General features: G+C 59.2%; 15 protein-coding genes. 8 read left to right on the top strand and 7 right to left on the bottom strand.

Going from position 1 to position 15490, the window contains the following annotated elements; all coding sequences use genetic code 11:
- Positions 1 to 144: 144 nt before the first annotated feature.
- Entirely contained in the window at positions 145 to 450 is a 306-nt protein-coding gene (locus MRS74_RS15535) for a hypothetical protein (RefSeq protein ID WP_254581189.1), read from the top strand.
- Between the two features lie 285 nt (positions 451 to 735).
- A complete protein-coding gene (locus tag MRS74_RS15530) occupies positions 736 to 1032 on the top strand; it encodes a hypothetical protein (RefSeq protein WP_254581188.1) in 297 nt (98 codons plus the stop codon).
- Between the two features lie 99 nt (positions 1033 to 1131).
- Here the strand turns inward: MRS74_RS15530 and ilvA are convergent, their stop codons facing one another.
- Positions 1132 to 2649 carry a threonine ammonia-lyase, biosynthetic gene (gene ilvA / locus MRS74_RS15525; protein ID WP_254581187.1) on the bottom strand — a complete coding sequence of 506 codons (1518 nt, stop codon included), beginning with the start codon at positions 2647 to 2649 and terminating at the stop codon, positions 1132 to 1134.
- 149 nt (positions 2650 to 2798) lie between these two features.
- On the opposite strand from ilvA, the gene rpiA reads away from it, so the two are divergent.
- Positions 2799 to 3473 carry a ribose-5-phosphate isomerase RpiA gene (gene rpiA / locus MRS74_RS15520; protein ID WP_254581186.1) on the top strand — a complete coding sequence of 225 codons (675 nt, stop codon included), beginning with the start codon at positions 2799 to 2801 and terminating at the stop codon, positions 3471 to 3473.
- A 97-nt stretch (positions 3474 to 3570) separates the two neighbouring features.
- Here rpiA and MRS74_RS15515 read toward each other — a convergent pair whose 3' ends face one another.
- The gene (locus tag MRS74_RS15515) at positions 3571 to 3963 is read right to left on the bottom strand and encodes a heavy metal-responsive transcriptional regulator (protein ID WP_254581185.1); all 393 of its coding nucleotides are present in this window, start codon (positions 3961 to 3963) and stop codon (positions 3571 to 3573) included.
- A gap of 27 nt (positions 3964 to 3990) precedes the next feature.
- Positions 3991 to 4116 carry a hypothetical protein gene (locus MRS74_RS24045; RefSeq protein ID WP_256557956.1) on the bottom strand — a complete coding sequence of 42 codons (126 nt, stop codon included), beginning with the start codon at positions 4114 to 4116 and terminating at the stop codon, positions 3991 to 3993.
- Positions 4117 to 4272: 156 nt separating this feature from the next.
- Here MRS74_RS24045 and MRS74_RS15510 point away from each other — a divergent pair, with 156 nt between their 5' ends.
- On the top strand, positions 4273 to 7689 hold the full coding sequence (locus MRS74_RS15510) for a DUF748 domain-containing protein (RefSeq protein ID WP_254581184.1): 3417 nt from the start codon (positions 4273 to 4275) through the stop codon (positions 7687 to 7689).
- Between the two features lie 171 nt (positions 7690 to 7860).
- On the opposite strand, the gene MRS74_RS15505 is transcribed toward MRS74_RS15510, so the two are convergent.
- Both MRS74_RS15505 and MRS74_RS15500 read right to left on the bottom strand, forming a co-directional pair.
- A complete protein-coding gene (locus MRS74_RS15505; RefSeq protein WP_254581183.1) occupies positions 7861 to 10320 on the bottom strand; it encodes an ABC transporter permease in 2460 nt (819 codons plus the stop codon).
- Positions 10317 to 11012 (bottom strand): ABC transporter ATP-binding protein, encoded by a 696-nt coding sequence (locus tag MRS74_RS15500; protein WP_254581182.1) that lies wholly within the window; start codon positions 11010 to 11012, stop codon positions 10317 to 10319. Before MRS74_RS15500 ends, MRS74_RS15505 begins: the two co-directional genes overlap by 4 nt.
- Between MRS74_RS15500 and MRS74_RS15495 the strand changes: the two genes are divergently transcribed.
- Positions 11011 to 11643, top strand: coding sequence for an arylesterase (locus tag MRS74_RS15495; RefSeq protein WP_254581181.1), 633 nt, complete (start codon positions 11011 to 11013; stop codon positions 11641 to 11643). The genes MRS74_RS15500 and MRS74_RS15495 overlap by 2 nt on opposite strands.
- Before the next feature lie 64 nt (positions 11644 to 11707).
- On the opposite strand, the gene MRS74_RS15490 is transcribed toward MRS74_RS15495, so the two are convergent.
- Together MRS74_RS15490 and nudE are read right to left on the bottom strand one after the other, a co-directional pair.
- Complete coding sequence (locus MRS74_RS15490) at positions 11708 to 12292, bottom strand: superoxide dismutase (protein WP_254581180.1); 585 nt, start codon at positions 12290 to 12292, stop codon at positions 11708 to 11710.
- A 215-nt stretch (positions 12293 to 12507) separates the two neighbouring features.
- Positions 12508 to 13077, bottom strand: coding sequence for an ADP compounds hydrolase NudE (gene nudE, locus MRS74_RS15485; protein WP_254581179.1), 570 nt, complete (start codon positions 13075 to 13077; stop codon positions 12508 to 12510).
- Between the two features lie 50 nt (positions 13078 to 13127).
- Here nudE and yrfG point away from each other — a divergent pair, with 50 nt between their 5' ends.
- The 3 genes from yrfG (at position 13128) to hslO (ending at position 15373) form a co-directional block, all read left to right on the top strand.
- The gene (gene yrfG, locus MRS74_RS15480) at positions 13128 to 13799 is read left to right on the top strand and encodes a GMP/IMP nucleotidase (protein WP_254581178.1); all 672 of its coding nucleotides are present in this window, start codon (positions 13128 to 13130) and stop codon (positions 13797 to 13799) included.
- Positions 13792 to 14193 (top strand): ribosome-associated heat shock protein Hsp15, encoded by a 402-nt coding sequence (hslR, locus tag MRS74_RS15475; RefSeq protein ID WP_254581177.1) that lies wholly within the window; start codon positions 13792 to 13794, stop codon positions 14191 to 14193. Before yrfG ends, hslR begins: the two co-directional genes overlap by 8 nt.
- Positions 14194 to 14500: 307 nt before the next feature.
- Positions 14501 to 15373 (top strand): Hsp33 family molecular chaperone HslO, encoded by an 873-nt coding sequence (gene hslO / locus MRS74_RS15470; RefSeq protein WP_254581176.1) that lies wholly within the window; start codon positions 14501 to 14503, stop codon positions 15371 to 15373.
- Positions 15374 to 15490: the final 117 nt, after the last annotated feature.

Here is a 15490-nt window from a genome sequence, read left to right as displayed (position 1 = left end):
CAACGACCCTGTGGCAGGGTGGAACAGAGGGCAGAGGCGAGGTTGTGAAGTTTTTGTGCACTGCACAAAAAAGTGCTTGATCCTGTCCGCAAACCCTCTATAATGGATTCTATTGTGCGGTGCACAACAACTTGGAGAAGAGTAATGACTATGTCCGTAGATTTCCAGAAGCCTTTCGAAGCCATGCAGACCCTGATGAACATCCAGGTTGCTGCTATCACCAAATCTGTTGAACAGCAGAAGAAAACCGGCGAAGAGCTGGCTGCATTCTTCAAGGTTGAAGTTGAAAAAGCCAAAGAACTGAAATCACCTGAAGACGTGATCAAGTTCAATGTTGATACCAACAAGGCTCTGTTCGAGCTGCTGAAAGGCCAGGGCGAAGCTTTTACCGCTATCGCCAATGAAGCCCGCGAAGCTGCTACTTCCGAGTTCAGCAAGCTGTCCAAGTAAGTCGTCTGGTTGTGATCTGACCCTGCCTCACAGCATTGCTGTAGGGCAGGTTTTGACCAGCCGCGCACAGAAAGGCCCCGCCGATGAAAGTCTGCGGGGCCTTTTTGCGTTTGCATGCAGGACAGGAGGCGCTGGCGTGGATCTTGTCGGTGTGGCCGCAGACAGTCGAGATGAACCCTGATTAATATTTATTGTGCAGTGCACAAATTGGTTGTCAGGCGGATTTGAATAGGTATAATTAGTTTTATTGTGCAGTGCACAATTTAACTAAAGAGGAATGACATCATGAGTACCAACGCGACTATCAAGACCGCTTTTGAAACCGTGCAGTCTCTGGTTGAACTCCAGACCAGCACCATCAGCCAGTCGATTGAACTGCAGAAGAAAAACGGTGAAGAACTGGCCGCTTTCTTCAAATCCAATGCCGACAAGGCCAAGAGCCTGAAAACACCGCAGGATCTGGTGACGTTCAATCTGGATTCCAGCAAGGCGCTGTTTGAGATGATCAAGACACAGGGCGAAGCCTTCTCTGGCCTGGCTACCAAAGCGAGCGAAGCTGCCGCTGCGAAGCTGGTCAAATAAGGGTTGTCATCAGCCTGTGAAAAAGCCCCGACGGTTTGCACCGTCGGGGCTTTTCTGTTTTTGGGCCGCAGAAGGTGCCCAGGCGTTGGCGGACCTTGCCTAGCCCAGGAACAGGCGGTAGGCGGTGTTGTCGGTTTCATCCCAGAAGTTGTAGCCGATCTCGCTCAGGAAGTCCTTGACCTGTCCATGCTCCTCGGCGGGAACCTGCATGCCGACCAGCACGCGGCCGTAGGCTGCGCCGTGGTTGCGGTAATGGAACATGGAAATGTTCCAGCGCCCGCCCAGCTTGCTGAGGAATTTCATCAGCGCCCCCGGGCGTTCCGGAAACTCGAAACGAAATACCACTTCATTGTTCACGGCCGCAGGCGCATGGCCGCCGACCATGTAGCGGATGTGCAGTTTGGCCATCTCGTTGTCGGTCAGGTCGATGACTTCGTCGAGGTGCTCCCGCAGTTCGCTCAGCAGGGCTTCACGGCCGGTGCCCTGGGGGCTGGTCTGGATGCCGGCAAAGACAATGGCTTCCTGGTCATCGCTGTAGCGGTAGTTGAACTCGGTGATATTGCGCTTGCCCAGGGCCGCGCAGAACTTGCGAAAGCTGCCGGGACGCTCCGGTATGCGGGCGGCAATGATGGCTTCGCGTTTTTCGCCGACTTCAGAGCGTTCGGCGATATGGCGCAGGCGGTCGAAATTGACGTTGGCACCGGAGTCGATGGCAATCAGGGTGCGTTCGCTGCACTGTTCGCGCGCGACATATTTCTTCAGGCCGGCCACGCCCAGGGCGCCGGACGGCTCGCAGATCGAGCGGGTGTCATCGAAGATATCCTTGATGGCCGCGCAGATTTCGTCGGTGGTGACGGTGATGACTTCATCGACATACTGGCGCGCCAGATCGAAGGTGTGCTGGCCGATCTGGGCCACGGCTACGCCTTCGGCGAAGATACCCACCTGTGACAGCTTGACCCGCTCATCCGCGGCCAGTGCTGCGTGCAGGCAGGCGGAGTCCTCGGACTCGACGCCTATGACCTTTACGTCGGGTCGCAGGTACTTGATGTAGACCGCAATACCGGCGATCAGGCCGCCACCGCCCACGGGGACGAAGACCGCATCAATGGGGCCACTTTCCTGATGCAGCAGTTCCATGCCAATGGTGCCCTGGCCGGCAATGACATCGGGATCATCGTAGGGCGGTACATAGACCAGACCCTTTTCTTCGACCAGTCGTTCGGCGTGGGCCTTGGCTTCCTCAAAGGTATCGCCGTGCAGTATGACCTTGCCGCCCAATGCCTTGACGTTGCTGACCTTGATGTCCGGCGTGGTCTTGGGCATGACGATGGTCGCCTTGACGTTCATGTGGCGGGCGGAGTAGGCCAGACCCTGGGCGTGGTTGCCGGCCGATGCCGTGACCACCCCCTTGTCTTTTTCCGCCGCGCTGAGCTGGGCCATTTTGTTATAGGCGCCCCGCAGCTTGAATGAGAACACCGGTTGCAGGTCCTCACGCTTGAGGAGTACCCGGTTGCCCAGTCGTTCGGACAGGCTGCGGGCATAATCCAGTGGTGTCTCGATGGCTACGTCATAGACACGCGCCTCCAGAATCTTCTTGATATATCGATGAGCCATGGGAATGCTGTGCCGTAAGTTAGGTCTGGCGGCGCAGGTCGCGGCCGCAAAGAGCAGGAAATGGTATAAGCTGACATCGCTTTCGTCTACAAGCGCGCCGGCACAGGGCGTATAATTTCTCGCCTTACTAGCATACGGGTTCAAGTGTGATGACGCAGGATGAAATGAAGCAGGCTGTTGCGCGGGCGGCTCTGGACTATATCAAGGCTGGCCTGAAGCCCGAGTCCATCGTCGGGGTGGGTACGGGCTCAACGGCCAACTTCTTTATTGACGAACTGGCGGGGATCAAGCATCTGTTTGAGGCGGCAGTGGCCAGCTCAGAGGCAACAGCTGAGCGGCTGCGCGGCCATGGCATCCCGGTGTACGACCTCAATGCCGTGGCGGGGCTGGATACCTATGTCGATGGCGCCGACGAGTTCGATGCCGGGCTGAACCTGGTCAAGGGTGGCGGCGGTGCGCTGACGCGGGAAAAGATCGTCGCGGCGGCGGCCAGGGAATTCGTCTGTATCGTCGATGCCTCCAAGCAGGTGCCCTGCCTGGGCGCTTTCCCGCTGCCGGTCGAGGTGATTCCCATGGCGCGCTCGCTGGTGGCCCGGGAGCTGGTACGCATGGGCGGGCAACCGGAGCTTCGCGAAGGCTTTGTCACCGACAACGGCAACCTGATTCTGGATGTCTACAATCTGAAAATCAGCGATCCCAAGGTATTTGAAACCGAGCTTAACAATGTGGTCGGTGTCGTCACCAATGGGCTCTTTGCCCGCCGCGGGGCGAATGTGGTGCTGATGGGGACAGCTGCTGGCGTGGAAACCATCAAGGCTCAATAGTCTTTGTTCGTCGCCTGCTGCTTCCAGGGCGCTGTTTTTTGTATTCAGGCCGCGGTGTGAAGGCTGTGGTCCTGGTCTGGCGGGCAGGGGTGGAGAGCTAGTGTTTCAGGGTGTCGATGATCGGGCAGCCTGAAACAGGTCCCTCGCCGGAGCACAGGTCGGACAGCTGATGCAGCGAGTGTTGCAGTTCACGCAGTTGTGAAATTTTGTCTTCGATCTGCTGTATGCGCAGATCCACCTTCTGCTTGACCTGCGCCGACTCGGCGTTGGGGTCGAGCAGCAGCAGTTCCTGAATTTCATCCAGGCTAAAGCCGAGCGATTTGCAGCGCACGATAAAGTGCAGGCGTTCAAGGGTGTGTTCGTCATAACAGCGGTAGCCTGATGGCAGGCGACCGAGGGGGCTGATCAGGCCGCGGCGTTCGTAATACCGAATGGTTTCGACGCTCAGGCCCGATCCTTTGGCGATATCGCCAATGCGCAGCTGACTCATGTCAATTGCCCGACTGCAGGCGCAGTCTTACCACTGCACGATCTTGACCAGCGCGATGCTGACCGGCATCGTGATCCAGAGCAGTGCCAGCAGATTAATGAAAAGCCAGCCGTAGCCCGCAGTATCACGGAAGTTTTCGTCGTGATGTGCCATCTCGTATCCTTGTCTGTTGAGGTTTTAAACGCGGTAATTGCGGCGATTCTACCAATAAAGCATAGGCCTTTATAGTTGCCTGCGCCCTTTGCGGATCCAAACCTGTCCGTGGCTATAATAAAGCCCAGTTTTGTAGAGCCAGGGGCGGAGATCTGCATGAAAGGGATCAAGTGGGCAAGTGGCGTACTGGTGGGGTTTTTACTGTGCTTGCATACGCTGCCCTATGTTTTGAGGGATCAGGCAGTCATTTGGTTGCAAGCGCAGGGGGCCGAGGATGTGGGTCTGAGGGCACTGAAGCTGAATTGGCGGCAGGGCCGCATCGAAGTCGATGCGCTTCACGCCCAAGCACCTGGGCGCCTGCCACTCAACGTGGGGCAGCTGGTTCTGGATATTGATATTCCCCGCCTGTTTGAGCAGCAGCTGCTGGTCAGCGAACTTACGCTGGCCGATATCGAATCTGGGGTTCGCCTCAGGGATGGGGAGCTTTGGCTCGGTCCTGTGAACCTAAGCGCGTTGCACAATGACCAAGCGCCGGAGGATAGCGCTCAGGAGAAGGGCGAAGCCTCGTCCTGGCGCGTCGGTGTCGACCGTATCCGTATTGACCGCCTTAACTGGCGTACCGAGCTTCCCGATCAGCAGCACGATCTCGCGCTGGCCGTCGGCGAGTTGGGCGAACTCTATCAGTGGCGTGAAAATGAGCAGAGTCGGTTGCGCCTTGACGGGCGTCTCAATGGTGCACCTTTCCATATTGATACTCAGACTGTACCGTTGCCCACCGCAAAGACATCGGATATGACGCTGTCGCTGGCGGGGTTCCCGCTGGAGTCTGTCACGGCGCCTTTTGTGCCTGGTTTGAGCGCGAAGCTGTCGTTCGACCTGACCCTTTCGGCGGCCCTGGCGGGGAATGACGGGCTGCTGAAACCGGCAGGACGCCTCAGTCTGGAAAACCTGAACTACAACAGCGACGACCTGAGCCTGATGAATCAGCAGATTAGTTGGGAGGGTGATCTCAGTATTGAACTTAAGAGCCTGTTGCCGAGCCGTATCACGATGAAGGCGTTTATCGAGCTGATGCAGCCAAGGTTGCAACAACGCTCGGGATTTGAAGCGGCCCTGACATCCCTGAGCTGGAAGGGTGATCTGGGGCTGGAGCTGGACAGCAGCGCTCAGCCAAGCCGTCTGGACATGAATGCTGTGATTGAAGCGTTGAAGCCAGCGGCGCGCGACGCCGCGGGGCTGGACGCGGGGCTCGAAAGCCTGAGCTGGAGCGGTGATCTGGGACTGAAGTTTGACAGCGGCGCTCAGCCAGATCGCCTGGACATGAATGCTGCGATTGAAGCGTTGAAACCAGTGGCGCACGATGCCGCAGGGCTGGACGCGGGGCTCGAAAGCCTGAACTGGAATGGCGCCCTGGGGCTGGTGTTCGCGAGCGGTGCACCGGCTAGTCTGCTCCTGGATGGCGACCTTAAGCTGGCCGGGAACCGCGCGCAATTGCCGGGCACGCTTAATGCTTCTCTCGCGGGGCTGGACTGGAAAGGGCGGGTGGATCTGGCACTGGCGCAAGGCACTCCTGCCAACCTGACCGCAAAGGGCGCATTGGGGCTCGGTGAAACCCGTTTGCAGCTGCCCGACACTGGCGACATCGGATTGCAAAAGGGCCGTTGGAACGGCAGCCTGCAGCTCGGTTTTGCGAGCGGGCAGCCACAGGATGTGACGCTGGCCGGAGACCTGCTGCTGGACAATTACCAATTGAAGCTGCTGAACCAGTCAATGGACGCTAGCCTCGGGACACTGGGCTGGTCGGGAAATGTAAAGGCTCGCCTGCCGGACGCGGTTCGCCAGCTCGAGGTGGACGGTACCTTGAGTGCGACGCAGGGGGCGGTTAACTCACCTCAGTTCAGTGCATCGCTGAATGAGCTGAACTGGCAGGGTGCTACCCGTCTGGTGCAGCAGAGCCTGAAAGTGGATGGCGAAATCGACGCCTCTGTACTGGCTTTCAAGCAACCGCAAAGACTGAATGCGCAGCTGGATTCGATGACGGGTCGTGTGCAACTCAGCAGTGCGGACCTGGCCGCATTCGCTGTAAAGGTGCCAGCGCTCAGTGCTCGCAGGGTCAATGTCACTGCCGGTCAGCAGGGCTACCCGCTGGCGACTCTAGACGCGCTGGAGCTGGAGGCCATGAGTCTGCAGGAGTCGATGGATCTGGACCTCAAGGTATTGCGCCTGAGCAGGCTGAACCTGGCCAGGGCGGGGGACATGCCACTGGCGGCCGTGGGGCAGGTGCAGATGAGTGGACTGACATACCGGAATGGCCGGCAGGCGGTTCTGTCCAGGCTGTCGGTCAATGACAGTAGCATCAGGTTCCGACTCAACAAGGATGGGCAATCTGCCGACATTGCTGCGCTGCAAGTGGCGCTGGATGGAATGTCCGGGACAGCGACAGCCTCCGGTGGTGTTAAGACCGGTGCCGCCAGCTCAGGCAGTACCGGCGGCGATGCGGTTGCCTGGAAACTCGACCGGCTCGAGCTTGGAGGACGCAATCATCTACTGTTCGAGGATGCCTCCTCGGATCCTGCCTTTATGGCCGATGTTGATATCAAGCGCTTCCAGGTACGTGAGTTGGGTAGCCTGAACAAGGCTCCCAGCCCGTTCGAACTCAAGGCGACCATCAATCAGTTCGCTCAGCTCGATGCCAATGGCGCAATTAACCTGATAGGTGGCGTGAGCGATGGTCAGTGGCAGGCGACGTTATCGGACGTTGAGTTGCCTGCGCTGAGTCCCTATAGCATTCGCTATACGGGTTATTACCTGAACAGCGGTCAGCTGCACCTCAATACAGAGGGGACACTGACGGATCGCAAGATCGATGGTACCAATAATGTGCGTCTTAACCGGGTTGCGGTTGACCGCGTCGATGCGGATCAGAGTGCCGAGTTGAGCCAGCAACTGGCGATGCCGCTGGAAACGGCATTGGCATTACTGCAGGACGATAACCAGAATATTGAACTCGAGGTGCCGATCAGCGGCTCACTTGACAGTCCCGATTTCGGTTACCAGAGCGTGATTAACATCATTGCCGAGAAAGGGCTTAAATCCGCGGCCATGGGCTTTCTGACCTCAGCGCTGCAACCCTATGGCGCGCTTATCACCCTGGCCGGGATGGCGGCTGATGCCAGCAAGAGCGGCAGTGCTATCGAGCTGGCACCCGTCGAGTTTGCGCCCGGCATTACGGAGCTGGATCCGGGCAATCACGATTACCTCAATAAAATTACCGACATGCTTAATGCGCGCGAGGGCCTTAGGCTCAACCTCTGTGGTCAGGCGGTCCTGCAGGACCGGGCCATGTTGCAGTCGGTTCTGGTCGAGGAGCAGAGCGCGCGCGAAGCACCGCTGGATGAGGCCGGCCTTGCAGTCGAGCTGAAAAAGCGCCTGCAAAGCCTGGCCGATAGGCGTGCCGCGGCGGTCAAAAGCTATCTTGGCAGCCGCGTCCAGGGCGATCGGCTGTTTCTCTGCTACTCCAAACTGGAGCTTGCAGAGGCAGAAGCCAGGCCTGTCGTTTTCCTCGGTCTGTAAGCCCTAGGAGGCTGTCCGAGAATGCTGGCCGTAGCGAGAGCCGGCTGATTTGAGCTGGTTTTTTGCGGTGTTTTACGGCGAATAGTGGTTCTATTTAACGAAAAACAGCACAAAAAACAGCCAAACCCAGGTGGTTCGCAGTAGGTTGAGTGTTCTCGGAAAGCCTCCTAATCAGGAGGCTTTCAGCAGGCTGTAACAGCGGGCCTGATCCAGCGGCTTGCGGATCAGTGCACCTATACCGGTAAACAGCAGGGCGGACAGTACGGGCAATAGCAGCCAGCTCAGTGGGTGCAGCCTCAGTGGAATCTCCAGTACGCGGGCATGGATCAGCCAGAGTATGGCTTCGCTTGCCACGGCGGCGAGCGCACCGCAAATCAGGCCGAGCCAGAGCAGTTCGAGCAGGTCGAGCTGGCGGCTTTGGCCTGGCGTGGCCCCGAGAGTCTGCAGCAGGGCGCTTTCATAGCGCCGCCGTTCCAGCTCCTGCATCAGTGTGACCACCAGTAACAGCAACCCCGCCAGCAGCGTCAGCAGCAGGATCATGCTGGAGCTGTCCACCAGCTTTTCGATCAGCGCCTGGGCCTGATTGAGCAGCTGATCGATATCGATCAGGGTGAGGGTCGGAAACTGCTGCAGCAGGGTGCGGGCAAGCGTGCGCTGCTCACCATCCAGACGCAGCGCCGTGATAAAGGTGGCCGGCAGTGTATCCAGCGCACCGGGCGAGAATATTACGTAGAAATTGGGGGTGAAGGACTCCCACTGTACCGCGCGGATATTGCTGACCCGCGCTTGAATCAGCTGGCTGCCGACCTGAAAGCCGACCCTGTCGCCGATACTGACCCCAAGGGCGGCAGCCAGGTCCTGCTCCACCGATATCTGCGGCTCGGATGGCGCTCCCTGCCACCAGCTGCCACTGAGCAGGTTGTTATTCTCCGGCATCTGCTCAGACCAGGTCAGGTTCAATTCACGTCTGAGTGCGTTGTGGCGGCGTTGCTCCGTCGATAGCGTGACCTCGGCCAGCGGCGTGTCATTAAGGCTGCTGATGCGCCCGCGAATCATGGGGTAGAGCACGGGGCTCAGGGCGTTGCTGGCAAAGAGCTGATCCAGCGGCTCCTTTTCCCAGGGCTGAATATTGATCAGAAAATAGTTCGGCGTATCTGGCGGGAACTGGGTGCGCCACTGCTGCAGCATGTCGCCGCGGGCAATAATCAGGGTCGCCAGCAGGGTCAGCAGCAGGGTCATGGTCGCGGCCTGCAGGCGGTGCCATTTGCGCTGCTGGCGAATGCGCAGCAGCAACAGGCTGCCAAGACGCATGCGGTGGCGTAACCCTTGGGCCAGGCGCTGCAGCAGCGCCTGGGCAAGCCATCCGACCACCAGGCCGCTGAGGGTAAGGGCGCCGAGTAACAGCAGGGCCAGTGTCAGCGATTCGATATAGATACTCATCAGCCCCGCCAGCAGCCCAAGGCCCAGCAGCTGAAACAGGCGTGAGCGGAGACTCGAGGGCAGGCTGGTTTCACGAAACAGCGCGACCACGGACACCTGACTCAGGCGATAGAAGGCTGGCAGGCCCAGTGTTGTCAGTAGCAAGAGGCCGATCAGGGCGCCGCTGCCCATGGCAGCAAAGCCTGCCTGAGGCACGGGTTGTGGCAGCAGGTCACCGATGAGCTGCACCAGCAGTTGTTGTAGCCCAAAGCCCAGCGCGGTGCCGAGCAGGGCGCAGATGATCCAGCCGAACAGCAGCTGGTAGCCATAGAGCAGCAGCAGCTGGCGATTTTCCAGCCCCAGACTCAGCAGCAGGGCGGCGCGCGAATGCTGCGCTGCATTGTAGCGTCTCAGGCTCAGGCTAATGGTCAGGGCGCCCAGCAGCAGGGCAAAGAGGGCGCTCAGACGCAGATACAGCTCGGCATTGCGCAGCGCGCGCCCGGTCATGGGCTGGTCGGCGCGCAGGGAGTAGAGTCGTTCGTCCGGCCCCAGGTCTGCCTGCAGCTGTTCTTCCAGGGCCGCGACGGCATCGGCGGGTCCGGCAAACAGCTGGCGGTATTCAACCCGGCTGCCCGGTGCTATTACGCCTGTAGCCTCGAGCGCATCGGAGCGCATTATCAGTCCCGGACTGAAGCTGCGAAAGCCGCTGCCACGATCCGGTGAGCTGATCAGGCGGTGGCTGAGGCGAAACTGGCTGTATCCCAGCTGCACCGTATCACCGGGCTCAAGCTGCAGCATTTCGAATATGCGTGGCTCGGCCCAGGCAGTACCCGGTTCAGGGATATCCGGGCGCTGCGCGGGCTCCGTGACGATGCTGCCGCGCAGCGGATAGGGATCGGTTACGGCCCGCACCGAGACCAGCATCATTTCATCGCCGGCTTCGATCATGGTGGGGAACTGCGCCACCCGGCTGCTGCGTATGGCGCTTTGGGTTTCCAGCACCGCGGGCTTGTCGGCGCGCAGCACCAGATCGGCGCCTAGCAGCTCGGCGGTGCGCCGGTTGAGGCTTTGCTCCAGCCGGTCGCCCAGCTGGGTCAGCAGCGAGATCAGGCTTATGGCCACCAGCAGGGCCGCCAGCAGGGCACGCCATTCGGGGCTGCGCAGGCTGCTGAAGGCCTGTCGTCGGGCAAGATGCAGTACCGCCTGGCTCATGGTGCGGTCTCCAGCAGCTGACCCTGGCGCAGTTGCAGGCGACGGGAGCAGCGGCTGGCCAGCTGGCTGTCGTGGGTAATCAGAATCAGCGTCGTGTGCTGCTGGGCGTTCAGGCCGAACAGCTGATCGACTATGCCGGCGCCGGTTTCGCTGTCCAGGTTGCCGGTGGGTTCATCGGCAAAGAGGATGTCTGGGCGGGTGGCGAAGGCTCGTGCAATGGCGACGCGCTGCTGTTCACCGCCGGATAGCTGTCCTGGCAGATGTTCGGCCCGGCTTGCCAGGCCTACCTGGGACAGCCAGTGCTGAGCCTGTTGTTCGCTGTCGGCTTCGCCGCGAATTTCCAGCGGCAGGCGCACATTGTCCAGCGCGCTCAGCTCTGGCAGCAGGTGAAAGGACTGAAACACAAAGCTGACCGAGCGGGCCCGCAGGCGGGCGCGGGCCGTTTCGTCCAGATCCGCCAGGTTGCTGCCGGCGAGCCGGATCATGCCGCTGCTGGGCTGATCGAGCCCGGCCAGCATGCTCAGCAGGGTTGACTTGCCGGCCCCGGAGGGGCCAATAATGGCAAGGCTTTCGCCACGGCGAACCTCAAGATTGAGGTTCTCGAACAGCTGCAACTCGCCACTCTGGGTGTGGAACTTTTTGCTGACCGCCTGGGCCGAAACGACAACTTGATCTGGTTTTGGAGAGTCCATGTTCCGCCTGCTGCTGTTTGTCTGTGTGTTATTAGTGCCCGGTACAGGGGCGGCACAATCCATTCTGGTTCTGGGTGACAGCCTGTCCGCGGCCTATGGCATGCCGGTTGACCAGGGCTGGGTTGCCCTGATGCGCCAGCGTATCGAACAGCGGCAAGTCGATATTGAGGTCGTTAATGCCAGTATCAGCGGTGAAACGACCCAGGGGGGGATTACCCGCCTGCCGGCCCTGCTGGCGCAACATGAGCCCGATATTCTGATTCTGGAACTCGGTGCCAACGATGGTTTGCGTGGCACGCCTTTGCCAGTTATTCGCCAGAACCTGAGCCGCCTGATTACTCTGGGGCAGGAGGCCGGTGCACGGGTGCTGCTGCTGGGTATCCGGCTGCCGCCAAACTACGGTCCGCGCTATAGCGATGGTTTCTATTCTATCTTCGCAGAGTTGTCTGAGTCGCAACAGGTCGCGCGAGTTCCCTTTTTGATGGACGGTGTGGCGCTGGATCGAGCCTTAATGCAAAACGACGGCCTGCACCCCAATAGCCTGGCCCAGCCGCGCCTGCTGGATAATGTCTGGACGCAGCTGCAGGACTTGCTGGCGCCGGCTGCAGCGGTGGTCACTGAGGCTGGCTAAACGGATTTTTTCTTCAGCGCACAAAAAAGGCACCCGAGGGTGCCTTTTTCAGAGCCGGAACCGATTAGCCAGCCAGGTTGGCGTTGGCGAAGTCCCAGTTTGCCAGAGCCCAGAAACCTTTCAGGTAGTCCGGACGTACGTTGCGGTAGTCGATGTAGTAGGCGTGTTCCCACAGATCGACGGTCAGCAGCGCGGTCTGACCAGAGGTCATAGGCGTGCCGGCGTTGCTGGTGTTGACGATGTCCAGGGAACCGTCGGCATTTTTCACCAGCCAGGTCCAGGAAGAACCGAAGTTGTTAACGGCCTTGTCGTTGAATTCGGCCTGGAAGGCTTCGAAGGAACCCCACTTGGCGTTGATAGCGTCAGCGATCGCGCCTGTGGGAGTGCCGCCGCCGTTGGGGGACAGGCTGTTCCAGTAGAAAGTGTGGTTCCAGATCTGGGCGGCGTTGTTGAAAACAGGGCCAGCCGGAGCGGCCATGATGACCTCTTCCAGTGATTTGCCTTCGTATTCGGTGCCCGGTACCAGACCGTTCAGCTTGACCACATAGGTGTTGTGGTGCTTGCCGTGGTGGAAGTCCAGTGTTTCTGCAGAGATGTGCGGCAGCAGAGCGTCTTTGGCGTAAGGCAGCGGCGGTAATTCAAAGCTCATGAGATTTCCCTTTTTTCTAGTTCGACAGGTTCAGCACAAAACTCGGTGTGTCGAGTCAGTGGGTTCGACAGACGAGAGACTATAGCACCGTTAAAGCACCTTTTCATGGCACAAGATGCAGCGTTTTTTTGCCAGTTTTCGGTGGCTCAACTGTAGTTCCAGCCACCCCGTTTCGAAGGCGCCATCCGGCGTTTTGCGCCCGGGACGCTGCTGAATTAGCCCGCAGTTGTGGTGTCTGTGGCTTCCAGCGCCAGCCGGGATCGGGCCATGTAGAGTGCCGCGATCGCCCGCCCTTCGTTGAATTCTTCGCGTTGTACCAGCGTTTCCAGCTCCGACATAGGCCAGTGTACCGGCTCCAGCGGCTCGGGTTCGTCGCCTTCAAGGCGACTTGGGTAGAGATCCCGTGCCAGCAATACCGTTATGCGGTATCCCATATAGTTGGGGGCACTGGTCATCTCTTTCAAGCGCTCAAGCTTGCGACAGCCATAGCCGGTCTCTTCCTGCAGTTCCCGCAGGGCGGCTTCTTCCGCATTTTCGCCCGGGTCGATCAGCCCCTTGGGCAGCGTGAGGGTGTATTCGTCCAGCCCGGCGGCGTACTCGCGAATCAGCACCACATCACCGTTGGGCAGTATAGGTACGATCATGACGGCGCCGTGACCGCGTGAGGCCAGGCGTTCGTAGCTGCGTTCAACGCCATTGGAGAAGCGCAGCTCCAGTGCTTCGACATGAAACAGGCGGCTGCGTGCAACGCAGGTTACCTTCAATATTTGTGGCTTTACGGGCATACTGATTGTGACCCTGAGACTGAATTCTGACCTGAGCCCGGACTATAACAATGCTGGACTGGCGTGCCGTCGATACCGTTCTGCTCGATATGGATGGAACCCTGCTGGATCTCCATTTCGACTCCTATTTCTGGCTGGAGCACCTACCCCTGCGCTATGCACAGCAGCACAGGCTTGCGCCCAAAGACGCTCGGGAGTGGCTGCATCAGCGTATCACACAGGAGCAGGGGACGCTCAACTGGTATTGCCTGGACTACTGGTCGGAGCAGCTGGGCGTCGATATTCCTGCGCTCAAGCGTGAAGTGGCTGATCGCATTGGCTTTAGGCCCCAGGTGCAAGACTTTCTGCAGCGTTTGCGACAGCGCGGGATGCGCTCCGTGATCGTGACCAACGCGCACCGCGATAGCCTGAATCTCAAGCTGCAGATCACCGGTCTCGATACCCTGGTGGATGCCATTATCTGCTCCCATGACTTTCGCCTGCCCAAGGAGGATGTGCAGTTCTGGTCACAATTGCAGGCAGTGGAGCCGTTTAATCCGTCCCGCACCCTGCTGGTGGACGATAGCCTGCCGGTGCTGCGTTCCGCCGAGCGCTTCGGCATTGCGCACCTGTTGTCCATTGTCCAGCCTGACAGCCAGGCACCGGCGCGCAAATTAGGCGAGTTTCGGGCAATCGATCAGTTTGATGAATTATTTAAGGATGGTGATCAGCACGATGAATAATGGCCACGAAGGCAAGGTACGGCTCGACAAGTGGCTTTGGGCGGCGCGCTTTTATCGCACACGGGCAACTGCCAAGGACATGATTGAAGGCGGTAAGGTGCATTACAACGGACAGCGCAGCAAGTGCAGCAAGCTGGTGGAAGTGGGGGCCATGTTGCAGATCCGCCAGGGAATGGACGAAAAGGAAATCGAGATCCTGCAGTTGTCCGACCAGCGCCGCGGCGCCCCCGAGGCGCAGCAGCTCTATCGCGAGACCCCCGAAAGCATTGAAAAGCGTGAAAAGCTGGCGGCGGAGCGCAAGCTTAATGGCGGCAGCGGCCTGAACCCGCGCCACCGGCTCAACAAGAAGGACAGGCGGCAGATTCGCAGTTTCAAGGATCGTCAGGTTGACTGACTGGCGGCAAAGAACGGCAGGCGGCCGATACCGGGCAGCCTAGCTGTCTGAACAAGGGGGCGAGCTCGCTCAGACAAGAACCGGGGAGAATGGAGATCGCATGCGGCGCATGCTGGGTTCCGATTCGGTTGTGATAAAATGCGCCGAAATGGTAACACCGAGGCCCGTGGTCACTCTAGCCGGTAGCTTGCAAATTGCCGCCTGTGCGCCCCTCGCTGTTGTAACACCCGACTCACCGTGCACCGCAACTCCCTGCTCGATTCCTGGCAAGGTCGGGTGCGCGGGGCCTGTTGCGAGATAGATGCTGATGAGCAATTCCGATCAGATACAGCCTGTGCTGTTCGACAAACTTGATATCCGTGGTGTCCTGGTGAGGCTCGAAGGCAGCTATCAGCAGGTGCTGGGGTTGCACGAGTACCCGCCGCTGCTGCAGCGGGTACTGGGTGAAATGCTGGCGGCGGTGAGCCTGCTGAGCTCAACGTTGAAATTCGAGGGCCGGCTGGTGCTGCAGGCGTCGGGTGAAGGCGCGGTACAAATGCTGATGGCCGAATGTAATCATCAGCAGGATCTGCGGGCCATTGCGCGCTACGAGGGTGAAATCCCGCAGCAGCAGGCCTTCAATGAACTGCTGGTCAACGGGCGTCTGGCGATCACCATTGAGCCTGCCGAAGGGCGTCGCTATCAGGGTGTGGTGTCACTGGAGCGCGAAACCCTGGCGCAATGCATCGAAAATTACTTCAGTCAGTCCGAGCAGCTCCCCACCCAGGTGCATCTGGCGGCAGATGGTCAGCGTGCGGCGGGCTTGCTGCTGCAGGTGATGCCTGCGGCGGGCACGGCGAAGGAAGACTGGTCCCATATTAGCCAGCTGGGCGCCACGCTGAAGCCTGAAGAGCTGCTGACGCTTGACAGCGAAACTCTGCTGTACCGCCTGTTTCACGAAGAGAGCTGCCGTCTGTTCGAGGCGCGCACGCTGCGCTTTCACTGTGACTGCAGCCGCGAACGCTGCGGCAATGCGCTACAGTTTCTGAGCCGCGACGAATTGCTGGAAATTGTGGAAAAAGAGGGGTCGGTCGGCGTGAGCTGTCAATTCTGCAATGAGCACCACAGCTTTGATGAAACAGATATTCTGAGCATGTTTTCAGACAGTGCAAACATTCCCAAATCTGACCTGCTGCACTGACGCTCAAGCCGCGCGTCCATGCCGCTCATAGAATAGTCAATGTGTTATTTTTTGTGCGATAATGCGCCTCCCCAAATAAGTACTATAACCGCGAAAGGGGCGCGATTGGGTCTTTCA

Origin of the sequence: Marinobacterium sedimentorum, assembly GCF_024267675.1 — a bacterium.
In the GTDB taxonomy this organism is placed as follows: Bacteria; Pseudomonadota; Gammaproteobacteria; order Pseudomonadales; family Balneatricaceae; genus Marinobacterium_A; species Marinobacterium_A sedimentorum.
This window is presented reverse-complemented; position numbering and strand designations above follow the sequence as displayed.